The 18,457-nt window shown below is 62.1% G+C and carries 21 protein-coding genes and 1 tRNA gene; 1 reads left to right on the top strand and 21 read right to left on the bottom strand.

What is annotated here, in order from left to right; translation table 11 throughout:
* Positions 1-1,808 (top strand): LPXTG cell wall anchor domain-containing protein (locus tag H6B10_RS04820; RefSeq protein ID WP_204650312.1); only part of this gene is annotated, 1,808 nt, incomplete at its 5' end.
* Between the two features lie 130 nt (positions 1,809-1,938).
* On the opposite strand, the gene H6B10_RS04825 is transcribed toward H6B10_RS04820, so the two are convergent.
* The 21 genes from H6B10_RS04825 to cls form a co-directional block, all read right to left on the bottom strand.
* Entirely contained in the window at positions 1,939-2,688 is a 750-nt protein-coding gene (locus H6B10_RS04825) for a hypothetical protein (RefSeq protein WP_204650315.1), read from the bottom strand.
* A gap of 295 nt (positions 2,689-2,983) precedes the next feature.
* Positions 2,984-3,060 (bottom strand) — tRNA-Arg (locus H6B10_RS04830).
* A 144-nt stretch (positions 3,061-3,204) separates the two neighbouring features.
* Positions 3,205-4,431, bottom strand: a complete 1,227-nt coding sequence (locus H6B10_RS04835) for an AfsR/SARP family transcriptional regulator (RefSeq protein ID WP_204650318.1) — start codon at positions 4,429-4,431, stop codon at positions 3,205-3,207.
* A 135-nt stretch (positions 4,432-4,566) separates the two neighbouring features.
* Positions 4,567-5,019, bottom strand: a complete 453-nt coding sequence (locus H6B10_RS04840) for a phage holin family protein (protein WP_204650321.1) — start codon at positions 5,017-5,019, stop codon at positions 4,567-4,569.
* 15 nt (positions 5,020-5,034) lie between these two features.
* A complete protein-coding gene (locus tag H6B10_RS04845) occupies positions 5,035-5,937 on the bottom strand; it encodes a glycoside hydrolase family 25 protein (RefSeq protein WP_204650324.1) in 903 nt (300 codons plus the stop codon).
* 11 nt (positions 5,938-5,948) lie between these two features.
* Positions 5,949-6,650 (bottom strand): hypothetical protein, encoded by a 702-nt coding sequence (locus H6B10_RS04850; protein WP_204650327.1) that lies wholly within the window; start codon positions 6,648-6,650, stop codon positions 5,949-5,951.
* Positions 6,651-6,662: 12 nt separating this feature from the next.
* Entirely contained in the window at positions 6,663-6,857 is a 195-nt protein-coding gene (locus tag H6B10_RS04855) for a hypothetical protein (RefSeq protein WP_204650330.1), read from the bottom strand.
* On the bottom strand, positions 6,854-9,205 hold the full coding sequence (locus tag H6B10_RS04860; RefSeq protein WP_204650332.1) for a hypothetical protein: 2,352 nt from the start codon (positions 9,203-9,205) through the stop codon (positions 6,854-6,856). The genes H6B10_RS04855 and H6B10_RS04860 overlap by 4 nt, the downstream gene beginning before the upstream one ends.
* Before the next feature lie 10 nt (positions 9,206-9,215).
* Complete coding sequence (locus H6B10_RS04865; RefSeq protein ID WP_204650334.1) at positions 9,216-9,590, bottom strand: hypothetical protein; 375 nt, start codon at positions 9,588-9,590, stop codon at positions 9,216-9,218.
* Between the two features lie 2 nt (positions 9,591-9,592).
* The gene (locus H6B10_RS04870) at positions 9,593-11,302 is read right to left on the bottom strand and encodes a phage tail protein (protein ID WP_204650336.1); all 1,710 of its coding nucleotides are present in this window, start codon (positions 11,300-11,302) and stop codon (positions 9,593-9,595) included.
* 21 nt (positions 11,303-11,323) lie between these two features.
* Positions 11,324-11,899 carry a Gp15 family bacteriophage protein gene (locus H6B10_RS04875; protein ID WP_204650338.1) on the bottom strand — a complete coding sequence of 192 codons (576 nt, stop codon included), beginning with the start codon at positions 11,897-11,899 and terminating at the stop codon, positions 11,324-11,326.
* A complete protein-coding gene (locus H6B10_RS04880) occupies positions 11,896-12,342 on the bottom strand; it encodes a hypothetical protein (RefSeq protein WP_204650340.1) in 447 nt (148 codons plus the stop codon). The genes H6B10_RS04875 and H6B10_RS04880 overlap by 4 nt, the downstream gene beginning before the upstream one ends.
* Positions 12,343-12,412: 70 nt before the next feature.
* Positions 12,413-12,889, bottom strand: coding sequence for a hypothetical protein (locus H6B10_RS04885; protein ID WP_204650343.1), 477 nt, complete (start codon positions 12,887-12,889; stop codon positions 12,413-12,415).
* Complete coding sequence (locus H6B10_RS04890) at positions 12,886-13,341, bottom strand: hypothetical protein (protein WP_204650345.1); 456 nt, start codon at positions 13,339-13,341, stop codon at positions 12,886-12,888. Before H6B10_RS04890 ends, H6B10_RS04885 begins: the two co-directional genes overlap by 4 nt.
* Positions 13,342-13,358: 17 nt before the next feature.
* Positions 13,359-13,766, bottom strand: a complete 408-nt coding sequence (locus H6B10_RS04895) for a hypothetical protein (protein ID WP_204650348.1) — start codon at positions 13,764-13,766, stop codon at positions 13,359-13,361.
* A complete protein-coding gene (locus tag H6B10_RS04900; RefSeq protein ID WP_204650351.1) occupies positions 13,759-14,130 on the bottom strand; it encodes a hypothetical protein in 372 nt (123 codons plus the stop codon). Before H6B10_RS04900 ends, H6B10_RS04895 begins: the two co-directional genes overlap by 8 nt.
* Positions 14,131-14,142: 12 nt before the next feature.
* On the bottom strand, positions 14,143-15,000 hold the full coding sequence (locus H6B10_RS04905) for a N4-gp56 family major capsid protein (RefSeq protein WP_204650353.1): 858 nt from the start codon (positions 14,998-15,000) through the stop codon (positions 14,143-14,145).
* A 29-nt stretch (positions 15,001-15,029) separates the two neighbouring features.
* Positions 15,030-15,209: a hypothetical protein gene (locus H6B10_RS04910; RefSeq protein ID WP_204650356.1), complete on the bottom strand. Its 180-nt coding sequence runs from the start codon at positions 15,207-15,209 to the stop codon at positions 15,030-15,032.
* Complete coding sequence (locus H6B10_RS04915) at positions 15,196-16,557, bottom strand: hypothetical protein (RefSeq protein WP_204650359.1); 1,362 nt, start codon at positions 16,555-16,557, stop codon at positions 15,196-15,198. Before H6B10_RS04915 ends, H6B10_RS04910 begins: the two co-directional genes overlap by 14 nt.
* A gap of 195 nt (positions 16,558-16,752) precedes the next feature.
* A complete protein-coding gene (locus tag H6B10_RS04920) occupies positions 16,753-17,187 on the bottom strand; it encodes a hypothetical protein (protein ID WP_204650362.1) in 435 nt (144 codons plus the stop codon).
* 228 nt (positions 17,188-17,415) lie between these two features.
* A partial coding sequence (gene cls, locus H6B10_RS04925; RefSeq protein ID WP_204650365.1) for a cardiolipin synthase occupies positions 17,416-18,457 on the bottom strand: 1,042 nt, incomplete at its 5' end.

The following is an 18,457-nucleotide window of genomic DNA, read 5'->3' on the forward strand; positions in this document are numbered from 1 at the left end:
CGGTGGAGGATGGAGCCACCCTGCGTATCACTGGCAACGATGTAAGTAACAATCTGCTGGATGGATACGGCGGCGGCCTCTATGTTGGTTATGGTGACAACTATGACCCAACTGTCACCTTACCCGCCAGTGCAGAAATTTATAATAACCATGCCACGCAAGGCGGCGATGATATTTATGTTTCCACCGGCGTGAATGGACCCAAACTCACCTTTTCTACCGTTGGTTCCGACTGGATTTTGGATGATGACAATCGACTAATTGACGGTTGGTATGACGACAGTGAAGGAAGCCGCTGGGACATTTCCCATCTGAGCACTTACCACGTAGTGCCTTTCACTGCCTTCACCAATAACGTGGCAACCGTCACCGGCCTCACCAGCCTGAAAGCAGCTTACAACCAAACCGCCGTCCTGCAGCCTGCCGACATGACCATCTACATGGGCGGCGATAGCGGTTACGAGGGTGTTTCGGAAGAAAACGGCACCATTTCCGGCAGCAACTCTCTGCCCGAACCCGGTTACTACATCACCCTGCCCGATTCCGTGAACGAGGCGCTCAAAAACGCCGGTCTGATCGTGGACGGCGCACCTGCCAACCTGTCCCAGTACCTGACCATCCACACGGTGGGCAGCGAAAACAACTACACCTGGACCCTGACGCCCTACGGCAACACCTACTCTGCCGCTTTCAACAAGTACATTTACGCCATCGTTCCCGGCGATAACACCAGCCCGTTCCGTCTGAACTTCACTGACGCCGACGGAAATGTAACCTCCAGCGACGAGTTTGCTCCGGCGGCCGAAGGTTCCCTGCACAACGAGTACACCATGGACGTTTACCCCGGTCTGGTAGACCTGCACCAGGTCATCATTGAGATCACCCTGCCCGACGGCACCAGCTACTGCTGCACCATGGACACCGAACCCGGCAAGCTGAACGTCCGTTACGTCACCGGCAGCCAGGAAAGTGTGGTCACACCGGCTTACACCGACATTGCCCAGGCTTCTCTGGACGATGACCCCACCAAGCCCGCCCTGAACAACGCTTATGTCATTAAAGACGCCGACACCCGCTTCTTCATCAACGGCAGCGATGTGGACGTTAACGAAAACGGCTTTGCCCAGGTTTCGCTGCTGTTTGACGACATCGTTTCCAGCAGCAACACCGAAGGCGTGGATGACTATGCCACCATGCTCACCAACAAAGCGCTGGAGATCATTGGCGATGAGTTGGAGAACGTTCAGTTCCAGGCCAAATATCTGAATCTGGTGGACTCCAACAACGGCAACGTCTGGCTGACCCCCAGCAAGGATGTGACCATCTACTGGCCGTACCCCGAGGGAACCGATGCCAACACCAACTTCCGCCTGGTTCACTTTGACGGCATGGACCGTGACATGAACACCTCCGATGTTGCTTCCCAAATCAACAATGCCAACATCGAAACGCTGGAAGTCAAGACGGACGAGTATGGTATCTCCTTCGCCACCGACAGCTTCTCTCCCTACGTGCTGGTTTGGGGCGATACCCCCACGGAAACCACTCCCGGTAACAACGGCACCACCGACAACAACGACGAGTCTTCCCCGGCACCAGCCGCTACTCCGGCACCGGCCGCTACTCCGGCACCGGCTGCCACCCCGGCGCCCACGGCTGCTCCCGTTGTTGCAGCTGCCGCCGCAACTTCTGCGGTGATTCCGCAGACCGGTGACTCCATGCCCATCGGGCTGCTGGTCGGTCTGCTGATCGTGGCTGCCATCGCCTTTGTGGTCCTGCTGACCCTTTACAAGCGCCGTAAGCGCTGATCTGGCAGTGCCCACGATCCCATAATCAAATAAGCGGGCCGCCCCCGAAACGGGGCGGCCCGCTTTTGTTTTGTTGTATTGGCAGTCATCCGGATTGCCGGGTGCTTTCGCAGACCGCCCTGGCGGTGTTTCAGCCTGCCTGCTGCTGGCTTTCCAGCTCCCGGTATACCGCCATCGGATAGGCGTCAAAGCGAATGGAGGGATTTTGCTCACTGAAGTCACCCACGACCGTGACCAGCCGTGCCTGCCCGGAAAACGTTTCCCAGTCGTCTACGGTCATATCGGGCTGATACAGCGGCCAGTTTTCCCGGAAGAACGAGGCATCCCCCTCCCCCAGGCGCGCTGCGACGGTGTCGGTGCCCCAGACTTTTTGCGTATCGGATTCCGCCACCTTCTGGGCGTTCAGCGTTCCTGTATCCAGTGCGCTGTACAGGGGGAACTGCGTGATCTCCGGCAAAGAAAAATCACCATACAGTTTATCCATCTCGGCCTGCACCTGGGTCATATCGGTGCCTGCCGGGTACTGCACATACACCGCAGCCAGCACTTCCTGCCCGTCCAGGCTCTCCTCGTCAAATGTCAGCAGGTCCCCGCTCTCCCCCAATTTCAGATTGATGAAGGAAAAGGATACCATTTCCGCCTGGGCGCCAAAAATTTCACAATCTCCAAGAGAGAAGTATGTTCCGCGCCCTTCCCCTGAATACGTCAGGGTGTCCTCCTCCGTGACGCCGCAGGCTTCCATCACCTGCTGTCTGTTCATATCCCACCGGGTTTGGGGAAAGGCCAGTTCCGCTCCTTCGGTTGCCTGACCGGTTTGCACTGCCCCGCAGGAAGAAAGCAGCACTGCCATGCCCAAAAGCGTACAAATCTGTTTTTTCACAGGAACACCACACTCCTTTGCCCGGTCCCGTCGCCCCGGATCGGAAGCGATCGGGTATAATTTTATTGTATCCTCCGCACCATTCCGGGTCAATAGCCAGCACCGGCCGCCGCAATTTTTTACATTCCTAGTTCCTGTTTCCGGCCGGCTGCCTCCACCGGCAAATGCACACAGCAAAAAAGCCCGGTACGCCCCTTTGACGAAGGGTGTACCGGGCCAGGCTGTTTGGGAAGAAACCAGCCGGACAAAACAAAAACCCGAACCTGTTTAAAACAGATTCGGGTTTTTGTTGCTTTGGTGCGCCGGAAGAGACTCGAACTCCCGACCTTCTGATTCGTAGTCAGACACTCTATCCAGCTGAGCTACCGGCGCAAGTGCAGTTAGTATAATACCACCCGCCCCCGGAAATGTCAAGCGATTTTTTCAAAAAAAATCAATTTTTTTCTTTTTTTGTTTCAGACCCTCTGCACAGCCAAAAATGCCGGTACAGCCTCTGGCTGTACCGGCATTTGAGCGTCAGTTCTTTTTGCGCCGCTTGGTGCCCTGCCCGCGCCGGGGCAAGGGAATTTTTTCCCCGTCTTTGGGGGAAGCGATGCTGTAGGCCAGCATATACCGGTCCTCTGCCGGCAGGTGGTAAAACGCCTGCTTGATCTGCTCCAGCTGGGCGTAATTCACCCCTTCGGTGCCGCACATCAGCACGGCATACTGGGTCTTGCTGTAGCGCGCGGCCACATCGCCCCGGCGCAGCCCGGTGCGGATCAGCCTGCCCAGTTCCTCCATCATCCGCTCCGTGTCTTCCGGTGCGGCTGTGGGAGCGGGTATCACCGTCATCAGCGCCAGAAACACCGGCACGCCGTACTGTGTCTGCATCCCCCGCTGCATCCGGTAAATTTCGCCAAAGGTTTCAAAGGGGCAGATCATGGCCCCTTCCTCCATCTCGTCGGGCAGCTGCGCAATCAGCCGCAGCATATCGGCCTGCATATTGCGGTCGGCCTGCCGTGCCTGCCGCCAGGCCCCACCCGCACAGCGAACTTCCACCGTGTGGTGCAGCGCCCCTGCTGCGCGGCCCCTCCGGGCCGCCTGCTGGGCATCCGCATGGCGCTCCTGTGCTTCCAGGGCCAAAATCAGCTCCAGGTACAGCCGTTCGGCCTTGGGATTTTTCTCCAGCCCATCTTCACACAGGGCCACCAGCCGTTCGCTGTCCCCTGCTTTTTTGTAGTGTTCCAGCAGTTCGATCATCGCCGCACGGTAGATTCCATGCAGCCGCACCGCGGAACTTTCTACCCAGGGTTCGGAGGCAGAAAGAGGCAGCAGCCTGCCTCTGTACAGTGCCACGATCTGCTCACACAATTCCAGACGCCGGGTTTCGTCCTGTTCTTTCCCCGCCAGGGCTGCCAGGTCCTGCAGCTGGAACACATCCACCGTGCAGGGCAGTTCAGGATTCCACTGGTAGCATCCACGGCTGGTCACGATGCAGTTTTCCAGCACCGTAAGCCCCTCCCGGGTGATCATGTTGCGGAACCGGTGCAAAATGGCCCGCAGGGCCATATCAGGATTGGATGAGCGCTCCCCGCCCCACAAGGCATCCGTCAGCGTCTTATGTGGGATACGAGCCCCGCGCTGCAATACCAGGTACTGCACAAGCACTGTAGCCTTGCGCGATTGCCCCAGCTGTTTTAACACCTGCCGGCCATCCACAAGGATCTCGAAGCTGCCCAACATTTTGATCTCAACGTTTGCCATCCCCGTTGTAGCGCACCTCCAGTAGATTCTCTTCAGATCTATTCTCCGATTTTTTGTGTCATAAGTATAGCAAGCAAGGTGCGAATTGTCCAGCAAAATGGCAAAACAGAGCAAAATCCATCTTTTTTTGCGTCTTTATGGCGTTTGTTCTTCGGCTGCCTGTTTGCCGGCCGCCAACAGTGCGGTAAACCAGGCAGGCACGGGTGCCCCCATGGCGGTGGCATTTTCGGCAATGGAACCCAGCTCGGTAAAAATGTACCATACCAGAATCACCGGCAGGACCAGCACGGTGTACCGGATCTCCAGGGCGGGCAGGTGTTCCACCGCCATCCCCAGCACGCAATCGGTCACCGCCGCCACCAGCACCACCAGGATCATGCCGCCCTTATGCCAGATTCCGGCGCGGGCCATCGCACTGGACCAGCTGCCCTTTGCTGCCGCAGCCGCGCTGCCGCTGATCCAGTCCAGCACCATGCAGCCCACCCAGGCCAGCACCAGCCAGCCCAGCCAGCCGAAGGCCGCCCCGAAGGCCCCGCAGACAGCCGCCACAGCCGCCTTGACCCAGAGAAAAACATTGGTCTTTTCCACAGGTTTCTCCTTTCCTTACCGGTATTCGCTGCGGTACAGCCCCCGGTCGGTAAGCTGCAGCTGCGCGCACCGGCGCATAATGTACCAGGCATCGCCGGAACTGACCGGGCCGATGGTCAATGTCTGGGTCAGCTTGTCCCCGTCGGCCCAGGCACTGGTATACAGCCCCGCCCCGGTCAGGCCCAGACTTTCGCACAGCTGCTGCAGGTCCGCCGCGTCCCCGTTGGTAACGGGCCCGATGGTCAGCAGCTGTTTGCGGGTGCTGGCGTCCGGTACCGGGTCGGGGGTGGGGGCGGCAAATCCGTTCAGCCCTGCCTTTTGTATCAGCGCCGGGTAGTCTTTGTACAGCCGGTTGCAGTCCAGCGCATTGCCGAACCCCGGAACCCCTAGGGCATTTTTGCTGCTGTACTGCCAGATACCATAGGGCAGCGGGCAGGTACAGGCACTGCCATACTGGGCGGCCCACACATCGTAGCAGGCCAGTTCCCGCCAGTTGAGCCGGTTGCGGATAAAATCGGTGCTGGCATACAGGATGCCGTAATACCCGGCTGCCTCCACCTCTTCCAGGAAGGCTTTCACCATGGCAGTACGGGTAGCGTTGTCCAAGGCCAGGATGCCCGGCTCATATTCGATGTCATAGGCCACCGGCAGTTCCGGCCGCAGGCCCTGCAGAGTCTGCAGGCAGCAACGGGCTTCCTGCCGGGCCTGGGCAGGGCTGGTGGCATAGCTGTACCAGTAAGCGCCCCAGTGTACGCCCTGGGCCGCACAGCCCGCCGCATTTTGCCGGAACATCGGGTCCGTCTGCCGCACAGAATTACCGTACCCCGCACGCAGCATGGCATGAGAGATGCCGGCTTTTTTGACAGTTCTCCAGTCCATCGTTCCCTGCCATTTGCTCACGTCGATTGCATACAACAAAGGCTCCCTCCTTAGCCGGAAATTTTTACTGCTCTGAAAATCAGACCCGCGCTCTGCTGGCCGTTGACTGCATTACCGCTCCAGTTGGTCACGTTCAGGTTCAGGGTCGTAGCGCCACTGTACTGCATCACACCGGCCAGGCAAAACTGATACTCGCTCAGTGAACAACCGCCAATGTTATCGATACTCACGATTCCTTTACCGATTGCATCGGGTTTCCACCCGCTGGCCGCCACCATCCACACCCCCGCCGAAGGTATTTTCAGCGTGCCGATGGTGCCAACACCGCCATTGTTCACAGTGCCGGTGGTAACTGAGCTGCCATAAACCAGTGTACCGGTGTTGCTCATTGCGGTTTTGATCTGGGCATCGGTCTGGGCTTTGGTATAGTAGTTGGACAGGTCGATCCGGGTAGCGGTGTTGATCCAGGCCCCGGTATCGCTGTCCCAGGTCCAGACGGTGTCGGTATTGCCGACGATTGCCCACTGGCCGTTTTCGCCGGTGGGATGTACCCGCCGCAATTCCTCCGCATTTTGGTACCAGCCCAGAGCCCCCTGGGCAATGGTCTGGGCCTGATCGGCCCAGTAGGCGGCGTTTTGCTCACTTTGGGCGGCAGCCGCCACGCTGTTGTCCAGGGTGGTCAGCTTGCGGAAAGCTTCGTCCAGTTCTTCGCCGGTAAGCGGGCTGTCATAATAGGCTGTGGTTTCTGCCATCCGATTCCTCCTTTAGGCCATGCGGGCCAGGACCTTGGCTTCCAGCGCAGCCAGGAAGGCGGCGGTCTCCTCGCTGTCGTCGATATACGACCCGCGGATATTGGATGCGGTCACGTTGCCGTCCGCATCGATCTTGCTGTAGGTATAGGCCATGCGCAGTCCTTCCGGGGTCTGCACAAAGGCATAGCCTGTAATTTTGGTGGTCATGCAAAGGCTCCTTCCATCAGTTGTTCGGCAAACGCAGCGGCATCCCAGCCTTGCAGCAGAGATTCCAGGCCGCGCTCTGTTTCCCGGGTAAAGGTTTCCAGCAGGTCCAGCTGCCCGTAGGCGGGGTTGGGTTCCACAGGCGGGCCGTACTCCGCCTGTTCGGCATACTGGGCATCAAAGCCCGCCTGCGCCCCCATACACAGCCAGTCAAAGGTCTGGCCCGGTTCTCCGTGGACAAGGGCCGCCCCGTCCGGCTGCTTTTCCACCCACAGGGCGCCGGGTGCCGTGGGGGTCACCAGCCACTTCAGCTGCTGGGCAGCGGACAGTGTCTCGGCCAATTTGGGGTGCAGCACCAGGCAGCAGATGCCCGTTTCGTCACAGACGGCGCTGCCGGTATCGGCAAAGGTAGGTTCCGGTGTTTCAAAAGCGGCCATTTTCAGCGGGCCAAAGCTGGTGGGCACCACCCGGGACTTGCCGCCGCCCCAGATGTTGATGCTCTGGCAGGAGATATTTTTGGAAACACCCAGTCCGGTTTCGCCTTTGATATCCACATTGCCTTCAAACCCGGCATTGCCGCCGTTGCCGCCAAACAGCGTGATCTCATTCTGCCCGGCCGCGTTGCGGATCCACACCTGCCCGCCGGTATAGCTGCCCTGCACAATGAACTGCCCGATGTTATTGTTGTTGGAATTGTCCGTACCGTAGATATTCATGCACCCGTGGGCCGCATTGGCGCCCAGGCCGTACATTTCCGCCGCCAGAAGGTTTTTCCCGGCCGAGGTGGTACGCCGGAACGCGATGGAACCGCTGGACATGGAAGATTCGTTCCGTCCTGCGCCGGTGACGCCGTTGTTGGAGGAAAACGCCCCGGAGGCGGTGACGTTGCCGGCAGCATTGAGTTTGAAGTTGCTGCTGTCCACCGCCAGCGTATTGGACTTGAAAGAAATCAGGCCGCTGGTGATATCCACGCTGTCGGCATCGGCGGCAAACTGGGTGCGCACCTGGCCTTTTTTGACCACGGTCAGGTCCAGCCCGTCCACGGTCTGCTCCAGCCGGGTTGCATCCCCCTCCAGATTTTGGGTGCGGGAGGTAAGACCATCCACCGTTATATTCAGCTCGGTGTATTCGCCTTCCAGTTCGCTGGCTTTCACATTCAGTCCGTCCACACTGGTCTGAATTTCCAGCATTTTTCCGCTCAGGTCACGGTAGGTCCGGTTGTTCACCGCAGTGGTCCCATCCCGGCGGGCGTTGCCGGTGGCCTCCAGGGTCATCTTCTGCCCTGCGGTGGTGCGCCGCATCAGGCAGACATCATGCTGCTGCCCGTAGGCATCCCGCACGGCGATTTTCTGGCCGGGCGCCGGGCAGAACTCGCCTTCCACCGGCAGTTCCACCGTCAAAGGTGTGTAGCACAGCCCCTGCATGCCGGCAAAGATCTGCTGTGCCACCGGCCGCAGTTCCCCGGCACTGTCGGTGGTCAGCAGCAGGTTGCCCTGCAGGACCAGCACGTTGGTACCGGCAGCATCGGGCGGGTAGATCACCCCCACGTCGCTGTCGCTCTGGCGGATCTGCACCTTATCCAGCGGTGCCGTCACGTACCCCTCATAGGTAAGCCCGCTCTGGCGGTAGGCCGCCTGCCGCTGCCCGAACCGCCACACCATACCCGCTGCGGTACGCAGATTCTGCCCCGCCAGGCGGAGTTGTGTGCGCGCCGCCTGGGCTCCGGGGCCCAGGCTCCAGGCGGCTTCGGGTGCCGTATACCAACTGAAGGTCAGCTTCCCGTCCGGGTTTATGCGGGCATACCGGCAGGCGGCCTGGGCCGCCCATTGGATCAGCTGCCGCCCGGTAAGGTCGTCGGCATAAAAGGCGCGGACCCGGTAACTGCCATTGGGCATCCCGTCCAGGGCATCATCGGCCAGCGAAACGCCGCACTGGGCACAGACCTGCTGTATAAAGGCCGTCAGCGCCAGAGGGAAGTCCTTCTGGTACGCTTTCAGCCAGGGGGACAGGTTTTTATCCAGCAGGGTCATCCGGTCATACGCGGTGACCTTGCAGACGTTGGCGCTGGTCTTGACCGGTTTTTCGGCCAGGAAGATCCCCACCGGCACCTCGGTCCCAGTGAGGGTATCGGTGCGGAACAGGGTCAGTTCATCCCCCTGGCCGATCTGCAGGCGGTTTTCCGGCACCCACAGTTCGATCTCAGCACAGGCCGCACAGGCGGCGCCGGGGCAAAGGTCGGTCTGGTCGTTGACCTGTTCGGTCACCGTCACGCTGCGGATGGCATTTTTCCCCGCTGCGGTGCCGCTGGTCAGGTCGGTGCCGTCGGGCAGCCGGATTCTGTGTAAAAACATAGCTACCTCCTCAGCACTGGATGATGTTGAACTTCAGGTTGCGCCACAGTCCCCGCCGGGCATTGTGCCAGGCAATGCTGTAACTGCTGCAATAGCAGGTGGAGACCTGGGTCTCGGCGGAGGAACCGGGCCGGGGATGGGTAAAGGCAAAGGTCGCTTTGCCCGCCAACAGCCCGGTGAGATAGGCGTATTCCTCATCGGTCAGGCTGCTGTAAACAAAACCCCAGCTGCCCACCTTTTCCCGCACCACAATGCGGTGCATCACGCCGCTCTCGTCCCGGCCGGAGTCACTGGCGTCCAGGTCGGTAAAACTCAGGTCGGGGTCTGCATCGGGCACCGGCATGGGCCGTCCGTCGATCTGGTAAAGTTCCGTCAACGCGCGCATGGTCACACCCTCCCCGTCATAATGGCCTGGCGGGTCTGGTAGCGGTCCGCCGCCCGGCCGATGAGTTCATCCCCGATGCGGATGCCGTAGATGGCCTCCAGGATCTCCCGCAGGGCTGCCACCACCTGGCCCAGCGCCGCCAGTTCCCCGTCCTGCAGGTCCTGCATGGCGGCAGCCACAGCCTCCTGAATGGTGGCCAGAGGGGCTTCCACGTTGGTGCCGTGGCGCTGGTCACCCAGCACTGCCAGGAACGCCCGGTTGGGGGGAATGACCGCCCCCGATGCCAGCGCGGGGATCTGCATGGTGCGGGCATACTGCAGGGCGGGGGCTGCGCTGCGCCCGCTGATCCAGGAACCGGCGGTCTGCAGCGCTCCCGACACAGCGCTGCCCGCGCCGGAAAGTACCTCCCACACCCCGGCAAAGGCTGAGCCGATGGCTTCGGCCAGGCCGGTAACGGTGCTGATAAGCCCATCCACCGCGTTGGTCACGGTGGAGGTGATGGTATCCCAGACGGTTTCCACCGTTGCAGAAAGGGACTCCCAGGCGGCGTTCCAGTCGCCGCACAGCACGTTGGCAACAAAATCGGCCAGGCCCCGCAGCACCGCCAGTACCGCGGTGATGGCGCCGCTGATGACCGTGACCGCCACCCCCACCGCCGAGGATACCGCCGCAAAGGCCTGGGTGAACGCCGGGCTGAAGGTCACTGCCAGCCAGGCAAGCAGCGGGGCTAACACGGTATTCCACAGGGTCAGGATCAGGTTCATCACCGCCCCCAGGGCCAGCGTCAGCTGCTGCCACAGCGGGTTGAGGCTGTTGTTCCACAGACTGCTCAGCTGGGTCATCAGCTGGGCAAAAACGGGCTGCAGCACCCCGCTCCACAGGGCACTGAGCAGGTCGGTCATGTTCTGGAAGGCCAGCACCACGCCGTCCAGCAGGGGCTGGCCGTAGGCGGCCCAGGCCGTCTGGATGCCGGTCATCAGCCCCTGCCATACGGTGAGCAAAAAGGTCAGCGCCGGCTGCACCACGGTGGTGACCGCCTCGCTGATGAGCCCGCACAGCCAGGTAAAGGTATTGCCCAGCACCGTCAGCGCGGTGGAAACCGCCCCGCCTACGATGGGGGCAAAGGTCTGGGAAAAACTGTTCACCACCCCCGGCCAGAACACGGTGGCCAGGTACTGGAACAGGGGCTGCAGGGCGCCGGTCCACAGCTGCATCACGGCGGCACGCAGCGGCTCCCAGACGGCGGCAGCTGCCGCGGACATCTGGCCCCAGGCTGCCTGCCAGGCGGCGATGGCCGGCGCGTAATAGGTCTGCAGATACGCCCAGAACTGCGCCCACAAGCCCCGCAGGGTCTGCAGCATCTGCTGCCACAGGGTCAGTTCCTGTTGGGCTTCCGCTTCTTCCCCGGCTTTTCCGCTGCTGCCTTTTTTGGTGCTGCCGCCGCTTTTGGCACTGTCAGCGGCGGTCTTTTCGGTTTCGGGGGCAGCCAGACGGGTGATCTCGTCAAATTTGGCCAGGCTGCGGGCGGATTTGCCGCTCTGGGCGGCGGTGGCGCGCAGGCTTTCCCGCAGTTGGTCCAGCACCGCGCGGGCCTGACCGCCCGCATCGCCCAGGTTCTGCAGGGCGGCGGTCATCTTTTGCAGGGCGCTCTGCACACTGCCGCCCGACGCCGTCAGCCCCGACACCTCATCAAAGGTAATGGTTTGTGCCAACTTGTCTCCTCCTTTCGGGGTTCAGGCACCCAGGCGCGCCAGCAGCCGGCGTTTTTCTTCCTCCGCTTCGGGGTCGGGCGCGGGGCGCAGGTCCACGGCGGCGCGGTGGGTGCGGTAGAAATCCAGTTCCCAGGGTTCCAGCTTTTTGCCCCGGCGCAGCTTGTCCCGGATCGCCACCACCGTGGCAAAGGTCCCGTCCCCAATAGCGTCAAAAGCGCTTAAAAAGCTCCACCAGTGCAGGTAGGGCAGCGCCCGCACGTCCTGCCCGGTGGCCTGCTGGATGCCCGCCGCGATCAGGGGCGCATCCTGCTGCCAGTCCATCAGCCGCGGGGCGGCATGGTCCGGTTCGGGCCGCCCGGCTGACAAAAACCGGGTCAGGAACCGGGTGGCCGCCTGCCAGTCCTGCCGGGGCATGGCGGCAAAATCCGGGTAAAACAGCCGCATGGCCACATACCACCGCTCGCCCCGGTCCAGCTCGGGGGCGGCGGTACCGTCCAGCCAGCGCAGCAGTTCCAGAATATCCCGGTAATCGGTGTGGATCTCATAGACCCGGTCCTCGATCACCGCCTGCATGGGCAGGCCCCAGGCCCCGGTCATGCACCGGCCCGGGCTGCCCGGGCAGCTTCGGCCTGGGCCTCGGCAGCGTCGGCCCTCGCTTCCAGGTGGCGGCGGGCGCCTTCCTGCAAAACGGGGGTCAGGGCTTCCAGCAGATTTTGCACCACCCGCTGGCCGTTGGCGGCCACCCCGGCCAGATTCACCCCGCCCAGGGCCGCGTCAAAGTCGTTTTCCGGGCCAAAAATGCGGCCCAGCAGCGCTTTGATGCGTTGGTCGTATTCGGCCAGCAGAGCAAATCCCGCCCCGGCATCCTCCGGGGGCAGCGCCTTGCTTTTTTCGGTCAGTTCCCGGTCCAGGGCGTCCAGGTCCCGGCCCAGGGCAAAAAAGCGGTGGTAGAGGTTGGGGTCGCTGGGGTTGAAGCGCAGCACGCCGTGCCCGTTGATGCAGAATTCCTCCACACCGGTATCGATGTTCAGTTGCTTCATGGGGTTCCTTTCTCATAAAACCGGGGGACAGCCGCAGCTGTCCCCCGGCACCGACGAAGGGCGGGGCGTATCAGCCCGCCGGGGTAAAGGTTTTGCTTTCCGGGTCAAAGGTACCGCTGGTCTTGACGCCGGTGTAATGGACGTTGAAGGGGATCTGGTAGCCGGTGGTATCGCCGCCGTAGCTGACGATCTCGATGTAGCATTCCTCCTTCACCGCCGGGTAGGTGCCGTCCTGGTCGCCCCAGAGCTTGACCTCCACCATATCGGTCTTGAGGTCGTCCAGCACCAGGTCGCCGTCCAGGATGGCCTGCAGCTTTTCAAACAGCGGGTCCCCTTCCTCGGCATAGTAGGGCGATACCTCCCCCTGTTTCTGGTAGCTGTCAATGACCACGGTGGTCTGGCCCAGGATGTTGGCCTTTTTTTCCACATTGGCACTCAGTTCCGGGGCATACTCTTCCAGGTCGTTGCCCAGCCGGACATAACTGGCCTCGGGGTCGCTGAACGCTGCGTTCAGGTAGTGGGCCATATATTTGCGTTGGATCTTCATGGGGTCTCCTCCTTGTAGATTTCGGTGTACTCCGCCAGCAGGCGAAGGGTATAGCGGGCAGTGGCCGCGGCGTCGGCTTTTTCCAGGCGGCCCTCCTCGGCGCGCAGGGTCTCCCCCTCGGGCAGGCCGTCCCCAAAGCGGGGCAGGGCGTGGGCTGCGCTCTGCCGGGCCACCCACCCCTGCAGGGCCAGCAGCCGCCCGGCATTGTGCAGGGCCTGCCGGTCATCGCCAGGGGGCAGCGGCAGGCACAACCGCAACAGAAATTCCGCCCGGCAGCGCAGGGTCACCGCTCCCAGCAGGTTTTCCTTCCGGTTCAGAACGGTCACACCCCGGGGCCACAGGCCGCCGGCGCCGGGGGCGGGGCCTGCTTCCTCGGTGCGCAGGGTGATGCCTTCCAGCGCCGGTGCCTTGGCCAGAAACGCCAGCAGTTCCGGCAAAACAGTTTCTTTCATGGCAGTTCCTCCCAGGCTCAGTTGGTCAGGCTGTGGGCGCCGGTACCGCCGCCGGTCCACCAGGTGCCGGCCTCCAGATGGTGCGGTACACCGCCCAGGGTCATGGGCATCACATACTGGACCACCGCGACCTCCGGCCGGGCGGCGGGCACAAAGGCGGGCCATTCCTCCCAGGTCAGTTCCGGTCCCTCTCCGCCGCACAGCCGGTCGCCCGGTTCCAGGGTGTAGTCGGTCCCGTAGCGGGCGGCGGTTTCCGGCACCACCAGCAGCATGGACGCACCTTCGGCGGTGCCGTCCCCATCGGGAATGCGGCGGCGCCCGTGTTCCCAAAAGACGCCGTGCAGCACGGTGCGCACCACCTGCCGGGCCTCGGTGTCGCCGTGGTAAAGGGTCACGGTACGGGCAAACAGGCGGTTGTTACGCATGGGGCAGCCACCGCCCGATCTGCAGATAATACCCCGCCTCGTGCCGGTAATGGGCCGCCCGCAGGCTCAGGGTGGTGGCGCACAGTTCCGGCGGGGCCACGTAGGTTTCGCTGACGCTGCCCACCGTCACCCCGGCCAGTCCCCGGGCTTCGTCCTCCTGCTCAAATTCGTACATAGCATCGGCAATGGCGCACAGGGCCATGGCGTCGGCGTTTTCCGGTTCCATGCCGGGGCGGGGCGCCACGGCATAGACATCCCGCATCCGGGCCAGTTCAGCCCCGGCCCGCCGGATTAAGCGGGGAAAGGCATCTTCCGGGATATCCTCCCCCAGGTAAGTTTCCCGGTAAAAGGTGTAATCGGGCATCGGCAGGCCCCCTTACGCTTCCTTGAACTTGGCCAGCACCACCTTGGCTTCGTTGGAGAGCACCGCCACATAGAACTCATCGGCGGTGATCTCGGTGGTGCGGGTCTTGGGTTTGCGCTCGGTTTCGATGTTCACATCCCGCTTGCGGTAGATGGTCAGTGCCGGGATCTCGTCGTCCACCTCGGGGTCGGCCTCCAGCTTGACGATGGGGCAGATGTAAACGCCGTCGGACAGGGGCACCTTTTTGCTGGGCACCAGGCGGCAGCCCGCGATCATACCGATCTCACCGGTCAGGCTGACACCGGGCTGGTACTTGTCGGCGCTGATGAAATCCTGGCTTTTGCGCAGCTGGGTGACCTGCTTGGGGTGGATGAACAGCACCTTGTCGGAGCAGCCCATCTCCTCCTCAAAGAGATCCACGGCATCCACAATACCGTTGTAGCTGATGGCCGCGGCGGAACCGTCGTAGACAAGGCTGGCGGTCTGCAGCGCGTCCATGCAGTCGTTGTCGATCTTGGAAGCGATGGCCAGGGCCAGCTGGGTGTTGGCCTCCCCCACCGGGTTCCCGTAGCCGGAGAGCACCGCCTCGTCGGTCAGGCCGATGCCCTTCATGGCCTTTTTGATGGTGGCTTTACGGGTGGAAGTGGTCATCTTTTCAATGGCCACCTCACCGCCCTCCTCCACGTCGTCGGCATCGCCGATGTAGGTGTAGGCAGGCACGGTGATGGTATCGCCGGGCACACCGGCCAGGGTATCGTCGATCTTGGCAAAGGGCGCCACCCGCAGCTTTTTGGGGATGCGGGCCGATACCATATCGCCCATGACTTCGGGATCGATCAGATCAGAGAGTTTGGTATTCAGATCAGCCATAGCGTTTTTCCTTTCTGTGTTGGGGTGTTTCAGCGGTCATTGGCCGGGGCGGCGCGCAGGGCGGCATAGCCCGCAGGGTCCTCCCGTTTCAGGGCCAGCCGTTCCCGGTAGCCCATACGGTCAAAGGCATCCCGGTCGGGGCTTACGGGCACGCTGCCGGTTCCGGCGGCGTAGGGTGCGGGGGTCTGGTTGGGTTCATGTTCCGGCATGGGGTTCCTCCTTCGGCATAAAATGTTCACGGATACAGCGCAGATCGGCGTCGGTTTCATGGGGCAGGCCGTAATACCAGGCCAGGGCCAGTTCGGGGCGCAGCAGGCCGTCGGCCACCAGTTCCCGCTGCTCGGCCCAGACGCGGCTGCGGTCATAGAGCACGCCGTCCCCCCAGTCGATGCTCAGGGCACCGGCGTCGGCGGGCGCTTGGGTCAAACCGTACAGGGTCCCCAGCGCACCGCAAAGGGTCATGGCTTCCCGGGCGGCATTCTCCCACATGGCCTGCAGATCCCGGATGGTCAGGTCATAGTCCACGGCGGTGGCGGCGATCTCGGTGGCGGTGCGGGGTTCCGCTTCGGCCTCGGTCTCGCTCAGGATGCCCCGGCGCAGGCCCAGCAGGCTTTCACAGCCGCGCAGCAGGTCCTGCTTGCGGGCCAGGTAGCTCTGCTCCCGCAAGGCCGGGCTGTACACCGTCACCCCCACATTGGCGGGGTCATCGGGCAGGCCCACAAACAGGTCGTCCCGCAAAGCGCGGTTGCCCCGGGCGTCGGGGCGCAGCAGGTCCTCCGACGCAAACACCCGGGAGGCGCCGTTGGCGAACTCGGTATTCAGCTGTTGTTCGCAGCGTGCCAGGGCGTGGAGCAGCCCCACGGCGGGGGCATAGATGCTCACCGCATCGGTGCTGCCGTCCACACAGTTGGCCAGGGGGGTGCGCAGCACCGCCAGCCCCACCCCCGGCACCCCGGGCAAGAGGAGCTGGGGCACCAGGTCGGCACAGGCTTCCAGGGTGGAAAGAGGCACGCAGCGCCCCAGGGCCTGGCCGTTGAGTTCAAAGAGCCGTGTCTCGATGGTCAGGCCATCGGCCCCGGCGACGCGCCGTTCCAGCAGGGCATACCGGGTGGCGCCCCGGCTGTGGCATTCCATGGTGCCCACAGCCAGCAGCCGCCCGTGGGCATCCCGGGCCAGCGGGGTGTAGCAGTCCCGCCGGATGGGCACAAAGTCCAGGGTCTTGCCGCACAGCACCGGTTTCAGCAGGCATTCCCCGCCGATGAGCGCATACTGCAGGGCGGTTTTGCGCACGGCGTTCAGCGCATCCAGACTGCCGCGCAGCAGGGTGTCGGCCTGCCCGTCCAGCCGGGTGTCGTATTCGGCAAAAACGGTGCGGCAAAGCTTGCCCACGATCAGCGCCGCCAGCCGGGGGGCGGGGTCCTCCCCGGGACGGGGCGCGCCGTAGTACAGGTCCAGCCATTCCCGCAGGGCGCTGCGCATTTTGGCCGAGGTCACATCGCTTTTGCCAAAAGCTTGTTCCAGATAGGTTTGCAAACTCTTCTCCTTTCCCGCAGCCAAGTGGACCTCCCCGCGCGGCGCCGCGGTACGCTGTGCAGGGTTTCTTGCAGATGCATGGCAGATCTCCTCCTTCCGGGCATTTGCCAAAAATAAAAACCCGTAAGGGGGTTTTGCCCTCTCACGAGTTTCAACGGTACCATATTACTACCTTTAGTTGTGAATAACAATGAATTTTTCCGAAAACTTACCTTCCTTTCAGGAAGCCTTTTCTTCCTTTGGTTCCGGCAGTTCCAAAGCCAGCACCCCCGCGCGGTGGATCTGGTACACACGGCGAAGCACCACGCCCATGGCATCGGCGATCTCGGGGTAACTTTGCCCCAGAATATACCGGCGGCGCAGCACCTCCTGCACATCGGGGGCGGCCACACCCGCCACCACCCGCATCACTTCAAACCGGTGTTCCACGCAATCTTCAATTTCCTGCTGCAACTTTTTTGTCGTTTCATCGATGCGTTCCACCGCTCGCGGCAGCCGGTCCGCATCGGGGCCCGCCCCGGGCATACCGTCCAGGCAGGCGGTCACCCGCTCGGCAGCGCTGCGCATCATCTCCAGCTCGCTTTCCAGCAGCCGTTCCCGGTTGACCGATGCGCGGTACTGGCCCAGCCATGCAATTTTTTCCTTATAGGTCATTGTGCTCCTCCTTGTCTAGCTAAAAATAGAAGTTGTGATCTGTCTGTTCCGGGCTTTGTTGGTCATTTTTCATCTTAACGCAACAACTATTAGTTGTCAATACAAAAAACAGGACTGCCACGGAGCCGTCCTGTTTTTTGTATAGTCGCTTTTTACCGCAAAACGCCGCCGTTCCCGCCCCGCGGGGCAGGAAGAGCGGCGTTTCATACCGGCTTGCAGCCGTTTCTTTCAGCAAAGGGGCGCCACCAGCCGCAAAATCGAGCTGTGCAGCGTGCCCAAAAATCCCGTGCGGCAGTCTTTCAGTGCCACGGGGGCGCTTTCCTTCTGGATGGATTCCATATCCGCCCGGATATCTTCCAGCACTTTGCCGCCGTAGATCAGGGCGCTGCACTCAAAGTGCAGGTACAGGCTGCGGTAATCCAGGTTGACGGTGCCCACCGCGGCGATCCGATCGTCACACAGCCAGGTCTTGGCGTGCAGGAACCCCGGGGTGTAGCTGTAGATCTTGACTCCGGCCCGCAGCAGCGAGGGGAAATAGCTGCGTGTCAGCAGGTAGATGGTGGGTTTGTCGGGGATGCCGGGGGTAAAGATGCGCACATCCACCCCCCGCTTGGCGGCCAGCCGCAAAGCGGTGAGCAGGTCGTTGTCCAGGATCAGGTACGGGGTGCAGATGTACAGCCGCTTCCGGGCCTGGTTGATCAGTTCCAGATAAACATTTTTGGCTACCGTTTCCCGGTCCACCGGGCTGTCGGCAAAGGGCTGCACCAGGCAGTCGGTTTCCACGGGATCCACCTGGGGCAGGGCTGCTTCCAGGTCCAGTTCCTCCTTGGGGTAGTGCGCCCGCCAGAAGGTCAGGAAGATGTTGGCAAAGCTGCGGGCCGCGGGGCCTTCCAGCCGCACGCCGCTGTCCTTCCAGTAGCCGAAGCGTTTCAGCTTGTTGATGTACTCGTCCGCCAGATTGACGCCGCCCGTAAAGGCGATGCGCCCGTCAATGACCATGATCTTGCGGTGGTCGCGGTTGTTCATGACCAGGTTCAACAGCGGCACAAACCGGTTGAAGGAGAAAGCCCGGATTCCCTCCGCCCGCAGGATCTCGTCGTAGTTGCGGGGCAGCAGGCTCAGGCAGCCGGCATCATCGTAGACCACCCGCACATCCAGCCCCTGGGCGGCTTTCTGGCGCAGGATCTCGTGGATCTGGCCCCACATCTCGCCCATGCCGATGATAAAACTTTCCACATAGATGCTGCGCCGGGCGCTGCGCAGGGCGGGC

It is taken from the genome of Gemmiger formicilis, assembly GCF_016901605.1.
GTDB classification, from domain to species: domain Bacteria; phylum Bacillota; class Clostridia; order Oscillospirales; family Ruminococcaceae; genus Gemmiger; species Gemmiger formicilis_B.

Excerpts from the sequence above, each read along its gene's own strand:
- H6B10_RS04835 (WP_204650318.1), bottom strand. The coding sequence starts at position 4,431 with ATGGCAAACGTTGAGATCAAAATGTTGGGCAGCTTCGAGATCCTTGTG.
- H6B10_RS04850 (WP_204650327.1), bottom strand. The coding sequence starts at position 6,650 with ATGGCAGAAACCACAGCCTATTATGACAGCCCGCTTACCGGCGAAGAA.
- H6B10_RS04855 (WP_204650330.1), bottom strand. The coding sequence starts at position 6,857 with ATGACCACCAAAATTACAGGCTATGCCTTTGTGCAGACCCCGGAAGGA.
- H6B10_RS04860 (WP_204650332.1), bottom strand. The coding sequence starts at position 9,205 with ATGTTTTTACACAGAATCCGGCTGCCCGACGGCACCGACCTGACCAGC.
- H6B10_RS04865 (WP_204650334.1), bottom strand. The coding sequence starts at position 9,590 with ATGCGCGCGTTGACGGAACTTTACCAGATCGACGGACGGCCCATGCCG.
- H6B10_RS04875 (WP_204650338.1), bottom strand. The coding sequence starts at position 11,899 with ATGACCGGGGCCTGGGGCCTGCCCATGCAGGCGGTGATCGAGGACCGG.
- H6B10_RS04880 (WP_204650340.1), bottom strand. The coding sequence starts at position 12,342 with ATGAAGCAACTGAACATCGATACCGGTGTGGAGGAATTCTGCATCAAC.
- H6B10_RS04885 (WP_204650343.1), bottom strand. The coding sequence starts at position 12,889 with ATGAAGATCCAACGCAAATATATGGCCCACTACCTGAACGCAGCGTTC.
- H6B10_RS04890 (WP_204650345.1), bottom strand. The coding sequence starts at position 13,341 with ATGAAAGAAACTGTTTTGCCGGAACTGCTGGCGTTTCTGGCCAAGGCA.
- H6B10_RS04895 (WP_204650348.1), bottom strand. The coding sequence starts at position 13,766 with ATGCGTAACAACCGCCTGTTTGCCCGTACCGTGACCCTTTACCACGGC.
- H6B10_RS04900 (WP_204650351.1), bottom strand. The coding sequence starts at position 14,130 with ATGCCCGATTACACCTTTTACCGGGAAACTTACCTGGGGGAGGATATC.
- H6B10_RS04905 (WP_204650353.1), bottom strand. The coding sequence starts at position 15,000 with ATGGCTGATCTGAATACCAAACTCTCTGATCTGATCGATCCCGAAGTC.
- H6B10_RS04910 (WP_204650356.1), bottom strand. The coding sequence starts at position 15,209 with ATGCCGGAACATGAACCCAACCAGACCCCCGCACCCTACGCCGCCGGA.
- H6B10_RS04920 (WP_204650362.1), bottom strand. The coding sequence starts at position 17,187 with ATGACCTATAAGGAAAAAATTGCATGGCTGGGCCAGTACCGCGCATCG.